Origin of the sequence: Alkaliphilus serpentinus, from assembly GCF_009017255.1 — a bacterium.
Classification (GTDB): Bacteria; Bacillota; Clostridia; order Peptostreptococcales; family Natronincolaceae; genus Alkaliphilus_D; species Alkaliphilus_D serpentinus.
In genome coordinates this window covers 19592-41339 of sequence record NZ_WBZB01000016.1, presented here as the reverse complement: position 1 = coordinate 41339, position 21748 = coordinate 19592, and the positions used below count along the sequence as shown (strand labels likewise).

21 protein-coding genes are annotated in these 21748 nt (G+C 36.7%); 5 read left to right on the top strand and 16 right to left on the bottom strand.

Annotation, left to right across the window (positions count from 1 at the left end; genetic code table 11):
- Positions 1-111: 111 nt before the first annotated feature.
- Entirely contained in the window at positions 112-1737 is a 1626-nt protein-coding gene (locus F8153_RS06310) for an amidohydrolase (protein WP_151865531.1), read from the bottom strand.
- A 147-nt stretch (positions 1738-1884) separates the two neighbouring features.
- Here F8153_RS06310 and F8153_RS06305 point away from each other — a divergent pair, with 147 nt between their 5' ends.
- The 4 genes from F8153_RS06305 to F8153_RS06290 all read left to right on the top strand — a co-directional run bounded on the left by F8153_RS06305 (position 1885) and on the right by F8153_RS06290 (position 6309).
- Positions 1885-2367: a phosphatidylglycerophosphatase A family protein gene (locus tag F8153_RS06305; RefSeq protein WP_151865530.1), complete on the top strand. Its 483-nt coding sequence runs from the start codon at positions 1885-1887 to the stop codon at positions 2365-2367.
- Positions 2368-2600: 233 nt separating this feature from the next.
- Positions 2601-4106: a spore germination protein gene (locus F8153_RS06300; RefSeq protein WP_151865529.1), complete on the top strand. Its 1506-nt coding sequence runs from the start codon at positions 2601-2603 to the stop codon at positions 4104-4106.
- Complete coding sequence (locus tag F8153_RS06295) at positions 4088-5209, top strand: GerAB/ArcD/ProY family transporter (RefSeq protein WP_243136920.1); 1122 nt, start codon at positions 4088-4090, stop codon at positions 5207-5209. The genes F8153_RS06300 and F8153_RS06295 overlap by 19 nt, the downstream gene beginning before the upstream one ends.
- A complete protein-coding gene (locus tag F8153_RS06290; protein ID WP_151865527.1) occupies positions 5206-6309 on the top strand; it encodes a Ger(x)C family spore germination protein in 1104 nt (367 codons plus the stop codon). The genes F8153_RS06295 and F8153_RS06290 overlap by 4 nt, the downstream gene beginning before the upstream one ends.
- 93 nt (positions 6310-6402) lie before the next feature.
- Here F8153_RS06290 and F8153_RS06285 read toward each other — a convergent pair whose 3' ends face one another.
- The 10 genes from F8153_RS06285 to F8153_RS06240 all read right to left on the bottom strand — a co-directional run bounded on the left by F8153_RS06285 (position 6403) and on the right by F8153_RS06240 (position 16349).
- Positions 6403-6927 (bottom strand): peptidylprolyl isomerase, encoded by a 525-nt coding sequence (locus F8153_RS06285; protein ID WP_151865526.1) that lies wholly within the window; start codon positions 6925-6927, stop codon positions 6403-6405.
- A gap of 394 nt (positions 6928-7321) precedes the next feature.
- Positions 7322-8047, bottom strand: coding sequence for a hypothetical protein (locus tag F8153_RS06280; RefSeq protein WP_151865525.1), 726 nt, complete (start codon positions 8045-8047; stop codon positions 7322-7324).
- A gap of 2 nt (positions 8048-8049) precedes the next feature.
- Positions 8050-8775 (bottom strand): fluoroquinolone export ABC transporter permease subunit, encoded by a 726-nt coding sequence (locus F8153_RS06275; RefSeq protein WP_151865524.1) that lies wholly within the window; start codon positions 8773-8775, stop codon positions 8050-8052.
- Positions 8768-9619: an ABC transporter ATP-binding protein gene (locus F8153_RS06270; RefSeq protein ID WP_151865523.1), complete on the bottom strand. Its 852-nt coding sequence runs from the start codon at positions 9617-9619 to the stop codon at positions 8768-8770. Before F8153_RS06270 ends, F8153_RS06275 begins: the two co-directional genes overlap by 8 nt.
- Before the next feature lie 32 nt (positions 9620-9651).
- Entirely contained in the window at positions 9652-9975 is a 324-nt protein-coding gene (locus F8153_RS06265) for a transcriptional regulator (RefSeq protein ID WP_151865522.1), read from the bottom strand.
- Between the two features lie 3 nt (positions 9976-9978).
- Complete coding sequence (locus F8153_RS06260) at positions 9979-10647, bottom strand: hypothetical protein (RefSeq protein WP_151865521.1); 669 nt, start codon at positions 10645-10647, stop codon at positions 9979-9981.
- 294 nt (positions 10648-10941) lie between these two features.
- Positions 10942-11805 (bottom strand): putative beta-lysine N-acetyltransferase, encoded by an 864-nt coding sequence (gene ablB, locus F8153_RS06255; protein WP_151865520.1) that lies wholly within the window; start codon positions 11803-11805, stop codon positions 10942-10944.
- A gap of 450 nt (positions 11806-12255) precedes the next feature.
- Positions 12256-13350, bottom strand: a complete 1095-nt coding sequence (gene mnmA / locus F8153_RS06250; protein ID WP_151865519.1) for a tRNA 2-thiouridine(34) synthase MnmA — start codon at positions 13348-13350, stop codon at positions 12256-12258.
- A gap of 168 nt (positions 13351-13518) precedes the next feature.
- Positions 13519-14604: a TMEM165/GDT1 family protein gene (locus tag F8153_RS06245; protein ID WP_192929688.1), complete on the bottom strand. Its 1086-nt coding sequence runs from the start codon at positions 14602-14604 to the stop codon at positions 13519-13521.
- A gap of 392 nt (positions 14605-14996) precedes the next feature.
- Positions 14997-16349, bottom strand: a complete 1353-nt coding sequence (locus F8153_RS06240; RefSeq protein ID WP_151865517.1) for an MATE family efflux transporter — start codon at positions 16347-16349, stop codon at positions 14997-14999.
- Positions 16350-16525: 176 nt separating this feature from the next.
- Between F8153_RS06240 and F8153_RS06235 the strand changes: the two genes are divergently transcribed.
- Complete coding sequence (locus tag F8153_RS06235; RefSeq protein WP_151865516.1) at positions 16526-17206, top strand: TIGR00266 family protein; 681 nt, start codon at positions 16526-16528, stop codon at positions 17204-17206.
- A gap of 71 nt (positions 17207-17277) precedes the next feature.
- Here the strand turns inward: F8153_RS06235 and F8153_RS06230 are convergent, their stop codons facing one another.
- The 5 genes from F8153_RS06230 to F8153_RS06210 form a co-directional block, all read right to left on the bottom strand.
- On the bottom strand, positions 17278-17481 hold the full coding sequence (locus F8153_RS06230; RefSeq protein ID WP_151865515.1) for a zinc-ribbon domain-containing protein: 204 nt from the start codon (positions 17479-17481) through the stop codon (positions 17278-17280).
- A gap of 223 nt (positions 17482-17704) precedes the next feature.
- A complete protein-coding gene (locus tag F8153_RS06225; protein ID WP_151865514.1) occupies positions 17705-19426 on the bottom strand; it encodes an NADH-dependent [FeFe] hydrogenase, group A6 in 1722 nt (573 codons plus the stop codon).
- Positions 19419-20714 (bottom strand): complex I 51 kDa subunit family protein, encoded by a 1296-nt coding sequence (locus F8153_RS06220; RefSeq protein ID WP_151865513.1) that lies wholly within the window; start codon positions 20712-20714, stop codon positions 19419-19421. The genes F8153_RS06225 and F8153_RS06220 overlap by 8 nt, the downstream gene beginning before the upstream one ends.
- A complete protein-coding gene (locus F8153_RS06215; protein WP_243136919.1) occupies positions 20715-21194 on the bottom strand; it encodes an NADH-quinone oxidoreductase subunit NuoE family protein in 480 nt (159 codons plus the stop codon).
- A 15-nt stretch (positions 21195-21209) separates the two neighbouring features.
- On the bottom strand, positions 21210-21569 hold the full coding sequence (locus F8153_RS06210) for a (2Fe-2S) ferredoxin domain-containing protein (protein ID WP_151865512.1): 360 nt from the start codon (positions 21567-21569) through the stop codon (positions 21210-21212).
- Positions 21570-21748 lie beyond the last annotated feature (179 nt).

Below are 21748 nucleotides of genomic sequence, written 5' to 3'. Positions count from 1 at the left end.
ACCGTTCAAAAATTCTTAGATTCGAGGCGCAAGAAAACCTAGCCCCGCAGCGTACATAATTAGTACGTGAGGATGCTAGGTTTTTGAAGTAACGAAGAAGATGAGGGTTTTTCAACGGTCTATTTTATATACACATTCTCCTCCTACATAGGTAGCCTCCACCTCTAAGTCCTTAATTTCCAAAGGATTGATCTCCATAATATCTTTATCAAGGACAATAAAATCTGCTAAATAGCCTTCCTTTAGCTTTCCCTTAATCTCCTCCTCAAAGGTGGCATAGCTGGAGCCTACAGTATATAGCCTAATTGCTTCCATTATCGCAAGACATTCCTCTGGATACCAGCCTCCTTCAGGCTTTTCATCAAGGTTTCTTCGGGTTACAGCAGCATAAATACCCCAAAATGGATTAAAGGATTCTATTGGTGCATCGGAGCTACCAGCCACCATTACTCCCTGATTGAGCATACTCTTCCAAATATAGCTATCCTTAGCCCTTTCCTTACCTACTCTATTTTCCACCATCTTCATATCTGTCATTACAAAGCTGGGCTGGATATCAGCAATCACCTTTAACTTTGCCATTTTTTCAAGGATTTCTTTATTGGTAATTTGGCAATGTATGAGCCTTGGCCTTTTTGTGTCATCATGAAGATATATTTCCTCATATAAATCCAATAGCTCAACCATGGTTCTATCCCCTATGGCATGGACAGCTAGCTGAATATCTGCAGCTGCTGCAGTTTGTAAGAGGTCCCTTAGATAACTTCTACTATGAATTAATATTCCATTGTTTTCCTTATCGTCCTCATAGGCCTCCTGTAGGGCTGCTGTCCTACCTCCTAGAGATCCATCGGCTAAAACCTTTAAGGGCCCATATTTTAGTAAATCACTACCAGTGCCTGTTTTAATATTTGAAGCAATAATTTTCTCTAAAGTACTTTTGTTCACCAGCATTTGAAGGTTTATTCTAACATTTAAAGCATTTTCCTCTTCTAGAGATTTATAGGCTTCAACCACACAGTTATAATCCTTTACATGGCCAAAATCGTCGCTTTGAATAGAAGTTAAACCTACCCTCAACCCGTCTTCCACACTATCTGAGATCAGTTTTTTTAGTACTTCCACCTCATCGGATATGGAAATTAGGTTATAGGCCATGAGCAAAGCATTTTCCCTCAGTACACCCGTTGGTTTTCCATCCTCATACTTATCTATTTTTCCACCCTCAGGACTCTGGGTGGTATTATCTATACCTGCCAGCTGTAGGGCTTTATGATTAACTGCTGCCATATGGTAACAAGCCCTAGATATGTAAATAGGTCGATCCTTACATATATCATCTAAAAACTCTGCAATAGGATATTCTGGTAAGGAAAAGTTCTCTTCATTCCAGCCATGACCAACAATCCAATCGCCAAAGTATTTTTCTTCTTCAGTTTCAAGATACCCTAATATTTCTTCTCTTATATCCTGTAGACTTTTGCATTGTCTTAAATCCACTTTTTTTATTGATAATCCATAGCTCAATAAATGCATATGACTATCATTCATTCCGGGAAGTATTCTCTTACCCATCAAATCTATGATTTCAGCATCTTCAGCAATAGAAAGAATTTCTTTACTACCACCTATTTTCTTAACTTTATCATCTTCCACTAACATTGCTTCTACCTCTGGATGTTTTTCGTCCATGGTTAAAATTTTACCATTAATAAAGGCCTTTTTATTTGTAATCAAATCTACACCTCCTCAGTATACTATAATAATACTAACATACAATTGATATCTGATAAAATCCTTTATTAAAAAATTCCATGTTTTTGAATAGGCAATTACAAATGTGGTATATTATTTTATTAGATACTTTTATGGGGAGGTTCTTGAATGAAGGATATTACGATTGCAATGCTGCAGAAAAGAGGGGTTAAGCTATTAGATATGGCAGAACTGGTTTATGAGCTTCAAAAAAAGTATATACCTGTAACCCTTGAAAGTGCATTAGAAAATGTAGAAAAGGTTATTGAAAAAAGAGAGGTTCAAAATGCTATTCTAACAGGAATCCATTTGGATATGCTGGCAGAAAAAGATGTAATTGACGAGCCCCTTTTAAGTGTGTTAAAAAATGATGATTCCCTCTACGGAATAGATGAGATTTTAGCCTTAAGTATAACCAATATCTACGGCTCTATAGGCTTCACAAATTTTGGTTATTTAGATAAGGTAAAGCCAGGAATCATTGGTGTTGTCAATGATCAAAAAGGTGGTCAGGTAAATACCTTTTTGGATGATTTGATTGCAGGTATCGTTGCTGCCGCTTGCTCCAGAATGGCCCATGCTGCTGAGGATGATAAGATAAAGAGGGAATAACTAATAGCAAAGGAATAAGTAATATGTAATAAGTAATAGTTAAAAATTAAAAATTAAAATGAAAAATCAAAATAAGCTGATTAAGGGAATCTGTAATTTATGTCAGCCCCTTAGCTAGGAACTTGACATACAGGAAAAAGTCCAAGTTGGGCTTTTTTTGTGTTTATAGTAATGTTACATATTTCTAGCCAAATTATATACACTAATACTATTAACTTAACCGGAGTGAGAGTATGCTTATTGATGACTTAAAAAGAAAACCCTTATCAAAGGATATAAACCATAATATAACGGAGCTTAAAAATATTTTAAAGGATTGCACCGATGTGATCTTTAGAGAAATCATTATGGATGGTCCTATAAAACCCCAAAGGATGATGATTTTATATACCGATGGTTTAGTAGACTCAAAAAACATAAACGAAGCCATTATAAAGCCCCTAAATAATTATAGTCCTCCCAATAAAAAACCTCGCATCTTAAAGGACTATCCGATTGAGGATATTAAAAGAATTATAAATGTTAATGAAATCGAGGAAATTGATAATTTTGGTGATATCCTTCAGCAGATTTTTTCAGGAAATACGGTACTATTTTTGCACGGAAGCAAGGAAGCCTTAAATCTAGACACTAAGGGCTGGGCATCTAGAAGTATTCAAGAACCCAGTGTTGAGAATGTAACTAGGGGGCCTAGAGAGGGCTTTACTGAAAGCATCAGAGAAAACACAGCCATGATAAGAAGAAAAATTAAGGATCCCGCCTTAAAGATCAAGGAGATGAATGTTGGTACAAGATCAAATACCTTTCTTTTTGTAATATATATGGATGATATTGTAAACCAAGTTTTATTGACGAGGGTTATAAAAAAATTACAGGAAATCCAGATTGATTCAGTTTTTTCCAGCGGCTACATAGAGGAGTTCCTTGAAAAATATACCTATTCTCCCTTTCCCCAAATGCAGCTTACTGAACGTCCCGATAAGGCTTGCGCCAACTTAATGGAAGGAAAGATCATAATACTTCTGGACGGAGTTCCCCAGGCTTTAATTCTACCCATTAATTTTTTTCAGTTGTTCCAGTCCCCTGAGGACTATGATGAAAGGGTAATCTTTGGGAACCTAACCAGATTAATTAGACATATAGGCTTTATCATTGCCATTTCTTTACCTGCCATTTATGTAGCTTTAATATCCTTCCATCATGAAATGGTACCCGTTAGAATGATCGTAGATCTAGCTCAAAATAGGGTGAAGGTTCCCTTTCCTCCTGTTATTGAAGCTTTGCTGATGGAATTAACTATAGAGCTTTTGAGGGAAGCCAGTGGAAGATTACCAAGCACAATCGGACAAACCATAGGGATTGTAGGGGCTATTGTTACTGGCGAGGCTGCCATAAGGGCTAACATGGCCAGTCCAACTATGGTTATTGTAGTAGCAATAACTGCTATAGCCAGCTATGTTTTGCCCCATTACAGCACCACCTTCCCCATTAGACTTCTTCGCTTTCCGATGATTATTATGGCCTCCCTATTTGGAGCCTTTGGGATTACTATTACATGGACCTGGATTATCATCCATATGTGTGGCTTAGATTCCTTTGGTTATCCCTATTTATCTCCCTTGGCTCCTTTGGATAGCGACCTCCTCAACGATGCAGCTATACGCAGACCCCTGTGGAAGTTGTGGAAGCGTCCCAAAACTGCAAGAAAAAACAATGTACGTTGGAAAAAGGAGAAGTGATGGTCTTGTATGGTAAATATAAGGATGGTGAAATAACCCCAATTCAATCCTATATTATTTTAATTAGCATTATGATCGGTACAGGGATTTTAGGCTTATCTAGGATTGTTGCTGCGGTGTCAAGACAAGATGCTTGGATATCCGTATTAGTAAACGGTATCTTTATATCAATAATCATGGCAATAATGGTGTTCACCATTAGCAAGTTTAAAGAATTAAACTTTTTAGAGTATGTATGTCATCTATTAAGCAAGCCAGTAGGCTATACAATCACAATTGGATTCATAGCCTACTCCATCTTAGCCACTGGAACCATTATTCGATTTGTATCTGAGATGATTGGCACTTGGTTTTTACCAATAACTCCCATTTATGTAATCAGTGCTATTACAGTGATCACCACTATTTATATGACCCGTAAAGGCTTAACGGTTCTGGCTCGCTTTAATGAGGTTATTGCCTTTATGCTAATTCCCTTTGCCCTACTGGTTTTCGTAAGCTATACGGAACTGAATTTTGTCTACATCAAACCCATTGGTGGCAGTGGAATAAAAAATATTATGGCTGGAGTAGTACCCTCCTTTTATGCCTTCGGAGGCTATGAGATCATGATGATTGTCTATCCGTATATTTCCAACAAAAAGAAACCGATACTGAAATATTCTGTGTTATCCATGTTATTGGTTACACTCTTCTATGGAGGAACAGTCTTTTTTCACATAGCTCTATTTGGGCCAGATGAAATCCAAAGGGTTTTATTTCCTGCAATTAACTATATAGGAGCCGTTGATTTTCCATTAGTTGAGCGAATGGAGATATTCTTTACGGTTTTTTGGAGCTTTACGGTTCTGTCCACAGTAGCACTACAATATATGACGGCTAATATCCTTTTACAGTCAGTATTTAAAAATGATAAAACCAGCCTTTACGCTTATATTCTATCTCCTATAGTTTTTGCCATTTCTTTAATTCCTAAAAACACCGTTGATGTTGCAGAAATGGGAGATCAAGTAGGCAGGCTCACAATTTTCTTTTCAATGATTCTTCCCTTATTGTTGTTTTTTACATATTTAATCAGGAAAAGGAGGGCTATCAAAAAATGAAAAAACTGCTGAAATTTTTAACTCTATTTGTGGCGCTAGGCTTATTAACCTCCTGTTGGGATGCAAAGAATCTTGAAGAGCTGTTAATTATATATACCGTTGGTTTTGATGTCAGCAAGGAGGACCCTGAAAAACTCTCTATTACTGTAGCCTTTCCAACAATTATAGAGGGTGCTCCAAAAGATAAAGCAGAGGTTACCACCCAATCCCCCTCCTTAGGGGGAGGAGAACAAAATCTTCAGAATAAGGTATATAGAGAGATATCCTATGGAAATACCCGAGTTGTTATATTTAGTGAAGAATTGGCTAGAAAAGGGATTTATCATCATATTGATAGTATGCTAAGGGAACCTCTTTTTCCAGCTACTTCAAGATTTGTAATCGTAAATACCAGAGCCATAGATTTAATAAACTATGATCCTCCCATGTCCTTGTTTGTCAGTGAATTTTTATTCGATGCAGTACGCCAGAGCAATCGATATACAGCGGTACCTTTTACAACCCTAAGAAATTTTAACCATCAGCTCTTCACCGATGGAATTGAACCAGCCTTACCCTATATTGTCTATGATAGTGAAGGGGAATCCATCACCATCAACTGTATAGCTTTATTTTTTGAAGATCGGATGGTGGACATCATACGGGATGATATGGCTATGGCCTTTATGCTGCTAAGGGGAGAGGTTAACCATGGCTTTATAACCGCCCCTTTGCCAGAGGATGATAAGCATCATTTAACCATAAGCCTAACTGGAGGCCATACAAAAATAAAAACATCCGTAAAGGATGATGTACTATATATAAATCAGGAGGTTATCATAAATGCTGATTTATCTGAGTTTACTAGGGTCGATTCCATCTTCGATGCAGCTATGCTAGAGAGCTTCGAAAAAATAATGGAAGATTATTTAGATGATTTATTAAGCACCACAATTGAAAGGATGAAAAAAAATCGATGCGATAATATTGGATATGGCCTTCATGTAAGGGCAAACCATCCAGATTTTTTTGAAAAGGACGAATGGTGCTGTCTCTTTCTCGATGCAGTTGTTGAGGCAAAATCTGATGTTAGAATTAAAAAGGTAGGAATATCCCATTAATCTTGATTTCCAAAAAAACATAAACTAGCACCTATAGATAAACATTCAATTTAAGGTGCTAGCTATAAAGCAAAGGTTTTTTTAGCCTATATACTACATTTTCTCAGGCTCTGGATACTCCATGCCAAAGGTTTCAACAGTCATTTCCTTAATGCGTTGATCCTCAAAGGGTTTATCTCTAAAATCTCTATCCACTGCCACGATTCTATCGGCCTCTTCGATACCTTCAGTCACCTTACCAAAGGCAGCATATTGACCATCAAGATGGGGTGAAGTAGCCACCATAACAAAGAATTGTGAGCCGGCTGAATTAGGATTTTGAGCTCGTGCCATTGAAAGAACCCCCTTGGTATGCTTTAAATCATTTTTAAAGCCATTGGAGGTAAACTCTCCCTTTATGCCATAGCCAGGACCTCCCACCCCAGTACCCTGAGGGTCACCCCCTTGGATCATGAAACCAGGGATTACTCTGTGGAAAATCACTCCATTATAAAAACCCTTCTTCGCTAATGAAATAAAATTATGAACAGTGTTTGGTGCAATTTCTGGATAAAGCTCCGCCTTCATGGTATTTCCATTTTCCATGGTTATTGTAACTATTGGATTTTTTTCACTCATTAACAACATCCTTTCTTACTTTTCTCATTACTAAGCTGTTAGTTAAATTTCCCAACTAATTAGATTATATACAATAATCCTTAAAATTGAAAATGAAAAATTCATAGATTTCTTTCATCCCCTCATCCGTCTCTCCAATGGTAGCCACAAGAGTCTTTAATCCTTCTTTTTTATTATTTATTGATCCTACAATAAAAGGACCACCCTAAGAGGGTAGCCCTTTCACATAAAAACATTTTTAGTCTTCATATTTATTGCTTTTGTCCTTACTCATTAGTTTCTTAAAGATCTTAAGCTTAAAATAACCTCCCACAACTACAACCGCTGCAATTAACACCCACCAATACCATTCCATTACCCTTCACCTCACTTTGCTTTATTTGATTTTTCATTTTTATAAATTGTTTTTCTTTTTGAATATAGCGTAGGTCCCTATTATTAATAAGAAATTGTATAGCAAACCAAAACCAATATATTGATAGAAGCTTAGATTCATCTCTACAAAAACTGCATCAATTTGGGGCGAAAGTAAGGAGTACTGCACTGCCTTTGCAGCCCAATGACCCGGTGCTATGGAGAAAAGCCATTCCTTTGCATCAAGGAAGAAGAAGCCCCCTATCGGAAACAGTAGTAAAAATCCTGAAGCCTTCATTGTAACAAAGCCCTCCACCTTATTGGTGGCAAAGGAGTTTACCAATAGGGCTGTTATAGGAGTTTGTAGGGACGCCAATATTGATATCACCAATAATCTTTCCACCGAAAGATCGAAGGCACCTGTATACCATATGATAAAGAAGCTTCCTAATACAGCCATAATATAAGCAAAGAAAAGCTTAAACCAAATATACACCTTAAGGGGTATGGGGGATATTTGAATTGAATCGAATACCTGGTCATCCCTATCATCTAAAAGAGAAAATCCTGCCATAGCTCCATAAGCGAATCCAGCCATAAGGGCTGTTATTGTGGCTACTACACCCATAGCCTGACCCTCGATAATCTCATTGGTAATCAAGTACCGGCCTAGGAATCCAAAGATTAAAGGATATACCATCATTACAGCTGTCATTTTTTCCCTTAATAGATTCTTAATTTCAAATTTAGCCATAGTCAATATCATCTCTACACCCCCGTTTCCCGCATTACATATTCTTTAAACTTAGGCTTTATATCATATCTGTACAATACAAGGGTTAAGAAGGTTAGATAGGAATACCCGAATATCAGCTTCCAGACCTCTACTTCCTTTATGCTGGCACTAATTAGCACATTGGAGGTTTCTGGTGGAAGTATAATTAAATATTTTGCTAATTCAGCATCTATAACCCCCATTAAAATTAAAATAGATGGAAATAGGAATACAAAGGTATATATCATAAAATAAACCAGTATGGATGTGAAATCCTTAGCATAATAGGCTATTTTTATACCGATGAAGGTATGGGTTACTGTTATGAAAATGACACTGATGGTTAACAGTAAATAGTTATAGGTTAAACCCTTCATAATGTAGAGGCCAGCTGAAATAAATACAACAGAAAATAAAGAGTTTAAAACATTTACCAGAGCCTTAGAATACAAGTATTCACTTTCCGTAACTGGTGAAATCATGATGGTATTCACTGTATGCTCCTTCTTTTCATAGAAAAGAGTTGCCCCCACCAGCAATATGGTCATCATTGTGCTATCCATAAGAAAAACAAATGGAATAAACTGCCTTAGGTGTTCCCCTTCAATAAACCATGACACCCCTAACCATAGGAGAAGGGCAACAAAATTTGCTGTAAATAAGTTGTATTTAGTTAAGCGCTGAAACTCGCTCTTAACAAGAAATATTAGTCTACCCACGAAGGTCCACCCCCGTAACCTTGATAAAAATCTCTTCAAGGGTTGTTTCCCCACTATGGATGGTTTCAACCTCCTTAGCTTGTAGGAACTGACAGAAATCTGGTTTCTTTATATCCTCCATAGGGAATTCCCTTGTTAGTATATTTCCTTCTTCCTTATATTCCACATTAATCGTCCGCTTACCATACTTCAGCTTCAAGTTTCTTGGAGAATCAATTTCCTTCAGCTTTCCATCTACAATAAAGGCAACCCGATCACATAGCTGGTCGACATCACTCATAATATGACTTGTTAAGAACACGGTGCCTCCCTGCTGTTTAAACTCCAACACCATATCCTTCATAATCCTTGCATTAACTGGATCAAGTCCATTTGTTGGTTCATCTAAGAATAACATTTTAGGATTATTAATAAGGGCCCTGATAAAGTTTAAACGGATTTTCATACCCTTTGAGTATTCTCCTGCCTTCTTATTCCGGGCATCCCACAAGCCTACTCTTTTAAGCAGAGGCTCAACATCTATTGTATTTTTATAGAGCTTTTTAAAGAACTCAAGGTTTTCCATTGCTGTAAGCTTTGAGAAGGATATTGGCATCTCGAAGGACACTCCAATGTCTTGATAAAACTCATCATTATAGTTGGATAAAGACTTCCCCTTGTACTGAATATCTCCATTATATTTTGGCAATAGCTTAATTAAGATCTTTTGAGTGGTACTCTTTCCAGCTCCACTGGGACCAAGAAAACCAAAGATTTCCCCTTCCTTTATCTCAAAATCAATGCCATTAATGGTGTTTTTTGTAGCCCTAGGATACATATAATTTACATTATGAACTTTAAACAACTTCACTCACTCCTTCATTAAAATTATTATTTTTAATCCTCCCGGGAGGTTTTAACCTTGTTAATTAACCCCTCCATTTGTTGTAAATACTCCATTAAGCTTTCTAAGCCTGCTACCGTTAAAGAGACGCTGGTAAGGGGCTTGTTATCCATAATTTTTTTATGAATTTTTATATATCCTGCCTCCTCTAGGTTTTTTAGCTGGACAGATAGGTTACCGGATGTAAAGCTTAAATTTTCCTTCAGCTCATTAAACTGAATCCTTTTTTCATTACTGCTGGCTAGATAAGATAAAATTAACAGTCTAGCCCTCTCATGAATGACCTTATCTATATCCACATGAAATTTATTATCCAAATCTTACTCCCCCTCCTGGCTTGAGGATAAGAATGTAGCAAAATACATGACGATGCACCCAAGGCCGAAGGTGAAGGCAAGGATTAAGGCTGTGCTGAAGGAAGATAGGAAAAATAAAGTAATAAAGCCTGTTATGATTAGCCAATCCCCCATAATGATTAGTTCCTTTATATGAAAAACACTCACAACAGAGTTTGTTAATAGGCCAACCAAGATCGCTACAATGGGCAATATATAATCCCCTAAGGCCTGCTGTTGTAAAAACACAATAAATAAAGCAATCGTAATAATGAAGGGAATCATAACCATTAAAGTCTGCCCCGTATAGACTTCCTTAATAAGCTTAGTTACAGTGATGTCCGATTGCACCTTTTGTGCAGCCCTTATCATAGTTTTAATCTTAAATATGACAACTATTACTAATGCAATGACAATCAGGAAATAGGTAAATCTTTTTAGTATAATTGGTGCAGCTTGAAAGGAATCATATTTTGAGATCAAATGGTTAAGCCATAAAGAAAAGGATATCACCACTAATCCAGAATAGAGTAAAACCCCTCTTAAGGCTCTACTGATGGAAAAATACTTGAAAATACTGTTGTTCTTCTTTATGGCTTCTTTTATAAACACCAAATCATCTACTAATTTTTCTACTTCACCTTTTTTTGACATTTTTCAACCTCCTTAGCTTATATCATGCTCTAAATAATATGGATTTAAAATTTAGATTGAACTGATCCTTAATAATCTTCTTATAAATAATAGCTTGTTTGTGTATATTTAAATATTAATTTTAGTTTATATCATAAACTTAATTATAGTATAAATTACTTTATGATAATAATCAATAGTTTTTGGAAAAATTTTTTAATTGATGATAATGATGTAAATAACGATTTTAGATATGAATGATCATAATAAAAACAGGTATTCTAAATTGAATACCTGCTCTCTATTAAACTAAACTTAAAGCTCTAATTGCTTAACCCATATGTTCATATCCTCAAAGCTACCAGAAATATCACAGTTTTGAACCAATGTTCCACGATAATCATAACCATGCTTTGCAATAACATGATTCATTCCAATAGATTGAGCCCTAGTTAAGGAAAATAGATTGGGCACTTCCCTTTCAATTAATCTTTCCTCTAGATTTGCTATTATGTGGGTTAAAAGACCATTCCCCCTGAACTCAGGCAGGGTTGCACAATCGGTTATTTCTGCATTATTATATTTACTATTGATATCAGCTGATGCAATGCTAACGATTTTGTCTTCATAGGTCACTAGGGTAAAAATCGTGTTGTCATCCATCACCTTTTTTATATATTTTGGTTCGTGCATTGGTGTAGGATAGGTTTTAAATACCTGCCGAAAAACATCTGCCATTTCTATTACATCCCTATGTCTAGCAGCCCTTAGATCAAACTCCTCCTGAAGCTGTGGGATTTCATCTATACTGCCCTTCTTTATGGCCGAAGAAATTATTTTCTCCTGTTGTTGTTTGTGTTTACATACTTCTCTTGTAGGATCTAAGAATTGTGAATAGATAAATGCATCCTCGCCATCAAAATATCCATCAATTTTTCCTTCAAATTTTAGATTCATCTCAGTAGCTTCAGCCACCTCTTCTATCTCCTGCAAGTTCTCCTCTGTTGCATACAGGCTAACCTTGTCTACAATATTTTTATCCTTCATAGCCTCTACTTCTTCTAGCCTCTTTTGTAGTAAATCAGCTTCATATTGATAAAATATTACTCTTTTATTAGGTTCGTCAACGATAATATGCTCATTGTTGGTTTCAATCATTTTATTTTTTAGTAATGTCAATTATATCCCTCCTAAAATTATTAACTTTTTCTGGAAAAAGGATATTAAAAAAGGGTACTCTTCCTCACATAGAGGAAGAGTACCCAGATTTCGCCTTTCGACTCATCTTAAACCATCAAAAATGATAGTCTATCACTGGCCCATTTTGAACCCGCGAGAATCCCATCTCCATAACTGTTTTTCTTTATGGGTTTTGGTTTCCGAGACCCTTATTTATATCTGTTAAATGATAAACATATATAAACTCGTTGCCTCACCTTTTTAACCATAAATACTTCACAATTACTATATATTTTTTTCCATGTAATATTATACCATGAAATTACCAATATGTAAAATCCATTGGAGTTCCCGCAGATACTCCTCTTGCCATTTGCATTTAACCCCATTAAGAGGACAAAAAAACCTAGTAGGGAATCTTATAAAGCTTTCTCAATTTGGCTTTTCATATTACTTGATAACCTCATTAATGGTTCCTCCACCGAGACAAACCTCTCCGTCATAAAAGACAACCGATTGACCGGGAGTAATAGCGCTTTGAGACTCATGAAAATCTACTCTACAGCCATCCTTAGTAATTTCATTTACCGTCACCCTTCTATCCCTTTGGCGATATCTAAATTTAGCTGTACACTCCAATGGACCTTGTGGAAGCTTACCACTTATCCAATTCACCTCTGTAGCCAATAAAGCCTTTGAATATAAAGCTGGATGATTTTCCCCCTGCACCACATATAAAATGTTTTTATCTAGGTCTTTTCCAGCAACAAACCAGGGCTCTCCAGTTCCTGCTCCACCTATTCCCAAGCCCTTCCTTTGGCCTAAGGTATAGTACATCAAACCATCGTGCCTACCCTTTAATTCTCCGTCAATGGTTCTTATTTCACCAGGCATGGCAGGCAGATAATTACTTAGGAATTCCTTAAAATTCCTTTCTCCAATAAAGCATATTCCTGTACTATCCTTTTTGGAAGCAGTGGCTAAACTATTCTCCTTTGCAATTTCCCTAACCCTTTCTTTAGGGATATCTCCTATTGGAAACATCGCTTTAGAGAGCTGATATTGATTTAGAGCATTCAAGAAATAGGTTTGATCCTTATTAGAATCCACTCCCCTTAAAAGTCTGTATTCATCATTATAGAAATCAACCTGAGCATAGTGTCCCGTTGCTAGATAATCTGCCCCCAGCTTTAAGGCATGATCCAAGAAGGCCTTAAACTTAATTTCCTTATTACACATTACGTCTGGATTAGGGGTTCTTCCCCTTTTGTATTCCTCCAAAAAATATGTAAATACTCTATCCCAATATTCCTTTTCAAAATTTACAGTATAATAGGGAATACCGATCTGACTACAGACCCTTATAACATCTTGGTAATCCTCTGAGGCAGTACAGTAGCCAAATTCATCGGCCTCATCCCAGTTCTTCATAAAAATTCCTATAACATCATAACCCTCTTCCTTAAGCAGAAGGGCTGCTACTGAAGAATCTACCCCTCCAGACATTCCAATTACTACACGGGTATCTTCCTTTTTCTTTATCAAAACCAATCTCTCCTTTACAGTTCTTCAATTAGTGTTAAAATAATCAATAACTACCTGCTTCATAATTATGTATTCAATATATCAAAGACCCTATGGGATTGCAAGACTTTAAGCTTCCCAAAGGCTTAGACCATACAAAACACTAATTATGATAGAGGCTTCAAAAGTCTAGGATCGAAAAAAGTTCGGATCAATTTTCTTTACTTCTTGAATATATTCCTTTTTAACACCATTATATTTGATTGGATGACCAAAATATAGGGTTTCCAACACCATTCTTGTCTGGTTGCCTACACAATTTTTATTATGGTTAGGGCATTCTAAACAGGTTTCTATAGCGGTTTTTAGACTACTTTTAAGCTTTTCATCATTGGTAATGATATCTTCTGTAATGGGAATGCTCCAATCCCCTTCTGCTTCAAAGCACTTGTTTTGGCAAGCCTCCTCTAAGTGAGCCTTAAGCTGTTGAATTGTACATTTTCCAGTTTGGCAGCTAATACATCCCTTATCATTACACAATTCATCTAAGGATTTATGAATTTTTTGGGCATTTATATATAACTGATCAGCTACACGTTTTAGAGAGGTTTGCTGCAATCCATGGAATCTCCTTAGTTTTAAAATCATAGTCGCGAGAATTACAGCCAAAACACCAACGAAGCCAACCTTTATACCAGCTGTTTGTAGTACCTCTGGAGCATTATTATTTAACCCTATCAATCCAAAGAAAATAAATACTCCCGAGGACAAAATCTTCATCGTTAATTCCGGTATTTTCTTACCTAGCTTACTACCCACCCATACACCTATAGCACTGGTTACCACCATTCCTATTACAGTTCCCATCAAAATAAACAGAGGATATGAAGCTTTACTGGACAAGGCTATAGCTGTAAGCTGAGTCTTGTCCCCCAATTCTCCAACGAAAAAAGCCAATGCCACCGTTAAAAGAGGCCCATATTTACTAGCCTTATCCACCTCTTCATCGTCATGGTCTATCCTTAAAGACCATAAGCCAAATAGAATAAAGGAAATTGCTGCAATAAAGGCTATGGTTTCAATGGGAAAGAAGTTTGTTACATAGGAGCCCAGCAGCACGGCTAATCCATGATTAAGGAAGGATCCTACCAACACTCCTAATAAAACCTTATGAACAGGATATTTCGCAGCAAAGGCCATGGCAAGTATTTGAGTTTTATCTCCCATTTCTGCAATCAATATCATTCCAAAGCCTAAAATTAATTCACTTATCATACAACTTCCTCCTAAGTAATAGTATGCTAAAGAACAAAAGCATTTCATACAAAAACATCTAAAAAATATAATATTATTACAATCCTATAATCTTAAGAATAAGGAAAAGCTCTTGTGAAAGAGCATAGAGTGATTTAACAAAAGGGATCTTTCCACAAAATTAAAGGAACCAAACCTTTATGTTTAAAAGGCTATCATTAGCCCATTAAACGTAAAAGTCTCGCTCCTTTAGGAATCTAAAGTGGATAGAACCAGGTCTTATGACCAGTATGTTGACTCTACCCGTAGCATTGCTACAGCTACTCCCTTTTCCATATTAGTATAACCTAAATAATACAAGTTATATTACCATAAGTATATTAAAATGTCAAATCTATGAAAGCATCATCTAGCTACATGGTTTCAATAACATTTTTTACCCATTTTTTCGATAGAACCCTATAAATTCCTACAATCCCCTTAATGATTTCTTCAAAGGATACAAGGGCAATTACCCAGTAAATTGGAAGCTTTAGAACATGGGCTCCAATAAAGGCCATTGGAACTCCATATAGCCATACACTACCCATTTCCAAGAACATAGAAAACTTCGTGTCCCCACCACTTCTTAATATCCCTATAATTAGCAGGGTGTTGAAGAACTTAAAGGCCATAAAGAAGGCAATAATATATAGTATCCGTTGGGCGTTAAATTGAACCTGGGGAGATATGTTAAAGAAGCCAATGATTAAGGGTGAGGCTATAAACATAAGGATGCCTATAACAAATCCAGCAAGGGTTCCCAATACAGAAAATCTACCAGCATATTCTATTGCCTTGGTCTCTTCCTTTGCTCCAATCACATTTCCAATCATTATAGCACAGGCGTTTCCTAAACCCATGCTTACCACCATAAAAATACTCTGTACAGTGTTGGTGATTTGAACTGCAGCTATGGCCTCTGTACTAATTCTTGCATAGGATATTGAATACATAGTCATTCCCAGTGCCCAGAAGCCCTCATTTAGAATCACAGGTATGGTTGTGTTTAAGATTCTAATAACAAAGGTTTTTGAATGTTTAAAGTCCTTTAGTCTCCTAATGGCCAATTCCTTTTGGTAATTATAAACATAGAAGATTATTAATAGCATTTCTATGGCTCTGGATATAAGTGTTGCAATGGCAGCCCCTGCTACCCCCATGGATGGGATATTACCGAAACCAAAAATAAATAAATAGTTTAACAAGGTATTCGTTAGTAGGGATATCGTACTGACAAACATGGTAAGCTTGGCATTTCCAATACTCCTTAAGGTAAAGGAAAAGGCGAAGGAAAAGGCAGTAAATATATAGCTAACTGATACAATCCTTAGATAGCTTGCCCCTAACTTTATAACCTCTGCATCATTGGTAAAAATCCTTAAGATTAGCTGTGGAAAGAATAAAGCCCCGGCAGCAAAGGCAGCACTTAAGCCTCCTCCTAGGATTATTGCCAAGGATAAGACCTTACGAATATTTGAAGTATCCCCCTTACCCCAAAATTGAGATGTAAATATGGATACACCACTGTTAATACCAAAAAGAAGCAAAACAAATAGAAAGAAAAATTGATTTGCCAAACCTACAGATGCAATTTCAATTTCTCCCAATCTACCGATCATTAAGGTATCCACCATATTTAATGAAGACGATATTAGGTTTTGCAAGGCTATGGGCAGTGCTATAGCCAGTAGCTTTATATAAAAGCCTCTATCTTTAAAATTCATTGAAAACATCCTTATAACTCCCTTACACTTTCTATTATCATTTAGAATACCTAATTATTATATCAGAATCCATCTAAAATAATAACAATCTTATTTTTTTCATCATTAGAAGGTTTTTTATATTATTTAGCATATTATTATATAGGGTTAAATTACATATATTGGAGGTTTGAGGAATGGATTATAAGATTATTGGCAGTGTTATGCCCCTATTACAGCTTACCCTAAATAAAGGTGAGCTGATTAAATGCCAATCAGGGGCAATGGTTTGGATGGACAACGGTATTTCTATGAAAACCAGCATGGATGGAGGTGTTGGTGGATTTCTAAAAAGAAAGCTAATGGGGGAAAGCGGCTTCTTAAATTTCTTTGAAGCACAGGCAACAGGACAAAGGATCGCCTTTGGCCACACCTTCCCAGGACATATTATTCCAGTTTCAGTGGATAAGCAGTCTATAATATGTCAAAAGCGTTCCTTTTTGTGTTCAACAGAAGGGGTAGAAACCAGCATCGCCTTCCAGAAAAAAATTGGAACCGGCTTCTTTGGTGGTGAAGGCTTCATCATGCAAGAATTAAAAGGAAATGGGATGGCCTTCGTAGAAATTGATGGAGAAAGCGTTATGCTGGAATTAGCAGCTGGAGAATCCATAAAGGTTGATACAGGAGCCGTTGGTATGTATGAGTCCTCTGTAAATATGAGTGTTGAGATGGTTAAAGGCTTCAGCAACATTGTATTCGGTGGTGAGGGCCTATTCCTAACTACCTTAACAGGCCCAGGTAAGGTATGGATTCAAACTATGCCAATTCAAAATATGGCTGGTGAACTATTCCCTTACTTACCGATTTCATCGAAATAATATCCTCCTCTGGGGATGTTGACATTAGACATTAATCATAAAAAATAGAGAGAATTTCTTCTCTCTATTTTTTATGATCTTCTATTTCCGAAGCCGCCTCTATTTCCGCCACCTCTATTATTGTTATTATTTCTTTGTTGCTTTTTTTTCTTTCTGCAATCAGGACATCTTTGAGGTTCATTTTCAAAACCCTTCTCCTTATAAAATGCCTGCTCATTCTCGGTGAATAGAAAGTCTGAACTACAATCCTTACATGAAATAGTTTTGTCCGCCATTTTTAAATTCCTCCTTAATTTATCTGGACCTATAATTCTTAACCTTCCTTAAATAAATCAAGGAGAGTAGTTCAGAAATAAAAAATCCATTTTTTTGTATTGATTACACCTTCATATTAACATACCCACAAACATTTAACAAGATACCAAATCCAATTTATTCCTGTACAAAAATCAATTGATAGGTTTATTTTATGAGACTTTACACTAAAGATTTATCTATTTAGTTGCTTCGATCTACATAATGGGTATGCAGTAGATGATGGGATTTTTCTCCCAATGGCTTTTCTAAGAACTCCTCATATAGGACCTTCACAGCTGGGTTCTCATGGGACTTTCTTAATGCTAGCTTTTTATCTGCATTATAGATGCCTTCTACCCTCTTTCTTTTTATTTCATTGGTTCCTGGAATCGGCTGTCCACCACCACCAATACAGCCTCCTGGACAACACATCACCTCTACAAAGTGATAATCCGCCTTTCCTTCCTTAACCATATCTAATACCTTCTTAGCACTCATCAGACTATTGACAACAGCCACCTTAACATCTAAATCTCCTACCTTAACTACTGCTTCCTTAAAACCCTCAATACCTCGGAGGTTAACAAAATCTATATTTTCTAGTTCTTCCCCTGTTACAACCTCATATACAGTTCTGAGGGCGGCTTCCATAACTCCACCAGAGGCTCCAAATATAACTGCGGCACCAGTGGATATTCCCAAAGGCTCATCAAACTCTTCTTCTGGTAAAGAGATCATATCGATACCTGATTCTTTGATCATCCTACCTAGTTCTCTAGTGGTTAATACGATATCTACGTCCTGATACCCACTATCGATCATTTCATCTCTTGCTGCTTCAGCCTTTTTAGCAGTACATGGCATGATGGATACAACTACTATATCCTTTGGATCAACATTCTCCTTCTCTGCATAATAGGTTTTAGCCAATGCTCCAAACATTTGCTGAGGAGATTTACAGCTGGATACATGATCAAGTAACTCAGGATAGAAGTTTTCTATATACCTTACCCATCCAGGACTACAGGAAGTAAACATTGGAAGGGTTCCACCGCCATTTAATCGATGAAGGAACTCATTTCCTTCTTCTAAAATTGTTAAGTCGGCAGTAAAATCCGTATCAAAAACCTTATTAAAGCCTAGTGCCCTTAAAACTGCCACCATTTTTTTCGTTAATATACTGCCAGGAGGCATTCCAAACTCTTCCCCTATGGAAACCCTTACAGCCGGCGCAACTTGAACCACCACATGCTTACCCTCATCCTCTAATGCTTTCCATACTCTATCTATATCGGTTTTTTCATATATTGCACCAACTGGACATACATTAATGCATTGGCCACAGTAGACACAGGAAATTTCACTCAAATCCTTACCCAGGGGAGTACCGATTTCCATGTTAAAGCTTCTATTTAAATTGTATATAGCTCCTACCCCTTGAACATCGTGACAAACCTCAATACATCTACCACACTTAATACACTTGCTACTATCTCTAACAATAGAAGGATTATCATCTTGGATTGACACGTTACTAACAATCTTCTCCAATCTTGTTTCCTTCATGCTCAGCTCTTTACTTAATGCCTGTAACTCGCAATTTTCACTTCTTACACAAGCTAAACAATTGTCGTTATGACTGGCTATGATTAATTCAAGAACCTTTTTCCGTGCATCTCTAACTCTTTTGGTGTTGGTTCTTACCTTCATTCCGTCCCTAACTAGGGTACAGCAGGATGCTTGTAAATTTTCTATCCCTTCTACCTCAACAGTACATACTCTACAGCTCCCCTTTATGCTTTGATCTGGATGATAACATAATGTTGGTATTTGAATATTTAACTCCTTTGCAGCCTCTAATATAGTTGCTCCGTCCTTTACAGTGATATCTCGACCATCAATGTTAATGGTTACCTTATTCATTTACAACCTCTCCCCCCTTCATGAAGCATACTCCAGTTCTGCAATACCCTTTTATATGCTCATTGTATTCTCCTTCAAAATAGTTTAGTGTTGTTAATAGAGCCGTAGGCGCTGCTTGACCTAAGCCACATAATGACATTTCCTTCATGGTTAATGCAACATCCTTTAGGATTTCTAAATCCTCTACTGTTGCTACACCATTAACGATTTTATCTAGTAATTTAGTTACATGCTTATTTCCTTCCCTACATGGTGTACATTTTCCACAGGACTCATGCTCAAAAAACTCTGCTGTGGCTTTAATAAATCCTAGTAAGCAGGTGGTATCATCTGCAACAAGTATAGCTCCTGATCCTAAGCTAATATTCCTAGATCTCAAATCATCAAAATCCAATTTTGTATCTAGTAGATTTTCTGGTAAACATGCCCCAGCAGAACCCCCTAGCTGTAAAAACTTAAATTTACTATTTTCCGTAAGTCCCCCACATGTTTCATATACGATATCTTTTAAGGTAACACCAAACTCCACCTCAAAAACACCTTTATTTACAACACTACCAGATACAGATATTAGTTTGGTACCACTACTGGATGCTGTACCATATTCTTTAAATTTTTCTGCCCCCATAGAAAGAATAATGGGTATATTGGCTAAGGTCTCAACATTATTAACAAGGGTTGGCTTACCCCACAGACCCTTGTTGGGTGGATAGGGGGGCTTTGTTCTTGCTCTACCAGGATTTCCTTCAATGGACTCTATAAGGGCTGTTTCTTCACCACATATATAGGCTCCATATCCTGACCTTACCTCTATGTCAAAGCTAAAATCGGTATCTAAAATCTTATCTCCTAAATATCCTTCATCCTTTAGTACTCCAATAGCATTTCTTAACATTTCCTTTGATTTAGGATACTCTCCTCTTATATAAATATATCCTTTTGTTCCACCAACAGCATATGCAGCAATAATCATTCCTTCGATCAATAGAAAAGGGCAGCCCTCTAAAAGGACCTTATCCTTAAATGTACCAGGTTCTCCTTCATCAGCATTACAAATAATGTATTTGGTTTCATTGCTTTCATTTGCTGTAAATTGCCATTTTAAACCCGTAGGGAAGGTAGCTCCTCCTCTGCCCTTAAGGTTTGAGCTTATAACCTCATCTAAAATTTCTTGAGGCTTCATTTTATGCAAAGCCTTCTCTAACCCTTCAAAACCACCATTTTCTTTGTATTCTTTAATAGATAATGGCTTTGTTTTGACATAAAATTTTGATAAAATATTGGCCATCTATCTTTCCCTCCTTATGATTTCTTCTAGAATGCTCTTTACCTTAAATCTATCTAGATTACCAAATACTTCATCATTAATCTTAACAGCAGGTGCCATATGACAAGCGCCTATACAACTCACAAATTCTAAAGAGAATAGGCCATCATCGGTTACCTCTCCAACTTTTATTCCTAGGTTCTCTTCGAATGCCCTTATGATCTCAAAGGCTTTATTTACATAGCAAGGTGCACTATTGCACAGTTGAATTACATATTTTCCCCTCTGCTTTAAAGAAAGCATTGAATAAAAAGTTGCAACTCCGTAGGCCTTGCTAAGGGTTACTCCTAGACCCTTTGATACAGAAACCAACTGCTCTTCAGAAATATAATTTTCCTCAGAGCTCTCTTGAACTGCAATTAATACTTCCAATAATTTATCAGGTGTGTTTCCTACGTTGTCAATAATCTCCATAGTCTTGTCTTCTAAAACGATACACATTAAAATAACCCCCTTTTACATTTTTATTAACCATTCCTCAACATCCTCTTCATATAAAGAATGGTTGATGACAATTGCCATAGCCTTTTTGGGTGTAACCAGTTCATAGGTAAACTTTTTATCATCGGGCATTATTACGTCGATTAAAGGCTCCTTGGAACATAATCCTACACACCCCGTTGTTTCAATGATGACATTTCTTAACTGCCCATATGCCACAGCCTCCTGTAAAGCCTTTAGCACTTCATTGGCTCCCACCGTAACACTACAGGTTGAGTACCCTAACAGTACACGAATTCTCCCCTTGCAATTTTTTTTGGCTAAAGAATCCTCTGCAGCATTTCTTAATTGATTATAGGTTAGATTGGTTTTCATACACTCCCCCCTTTAAACTTTTCATCTAAAGATATCGCACGAAGTATGCCAAATTTTTAACAAACTTAGTTTTTTCACAAAAAAACTGAAATGCTGGTAGTTTATACCTACCAGCATCTTAGAATTACTACATTCAATTTTCTTAAAAACATTTAAGATTCTTTTTCATAAGATTATCC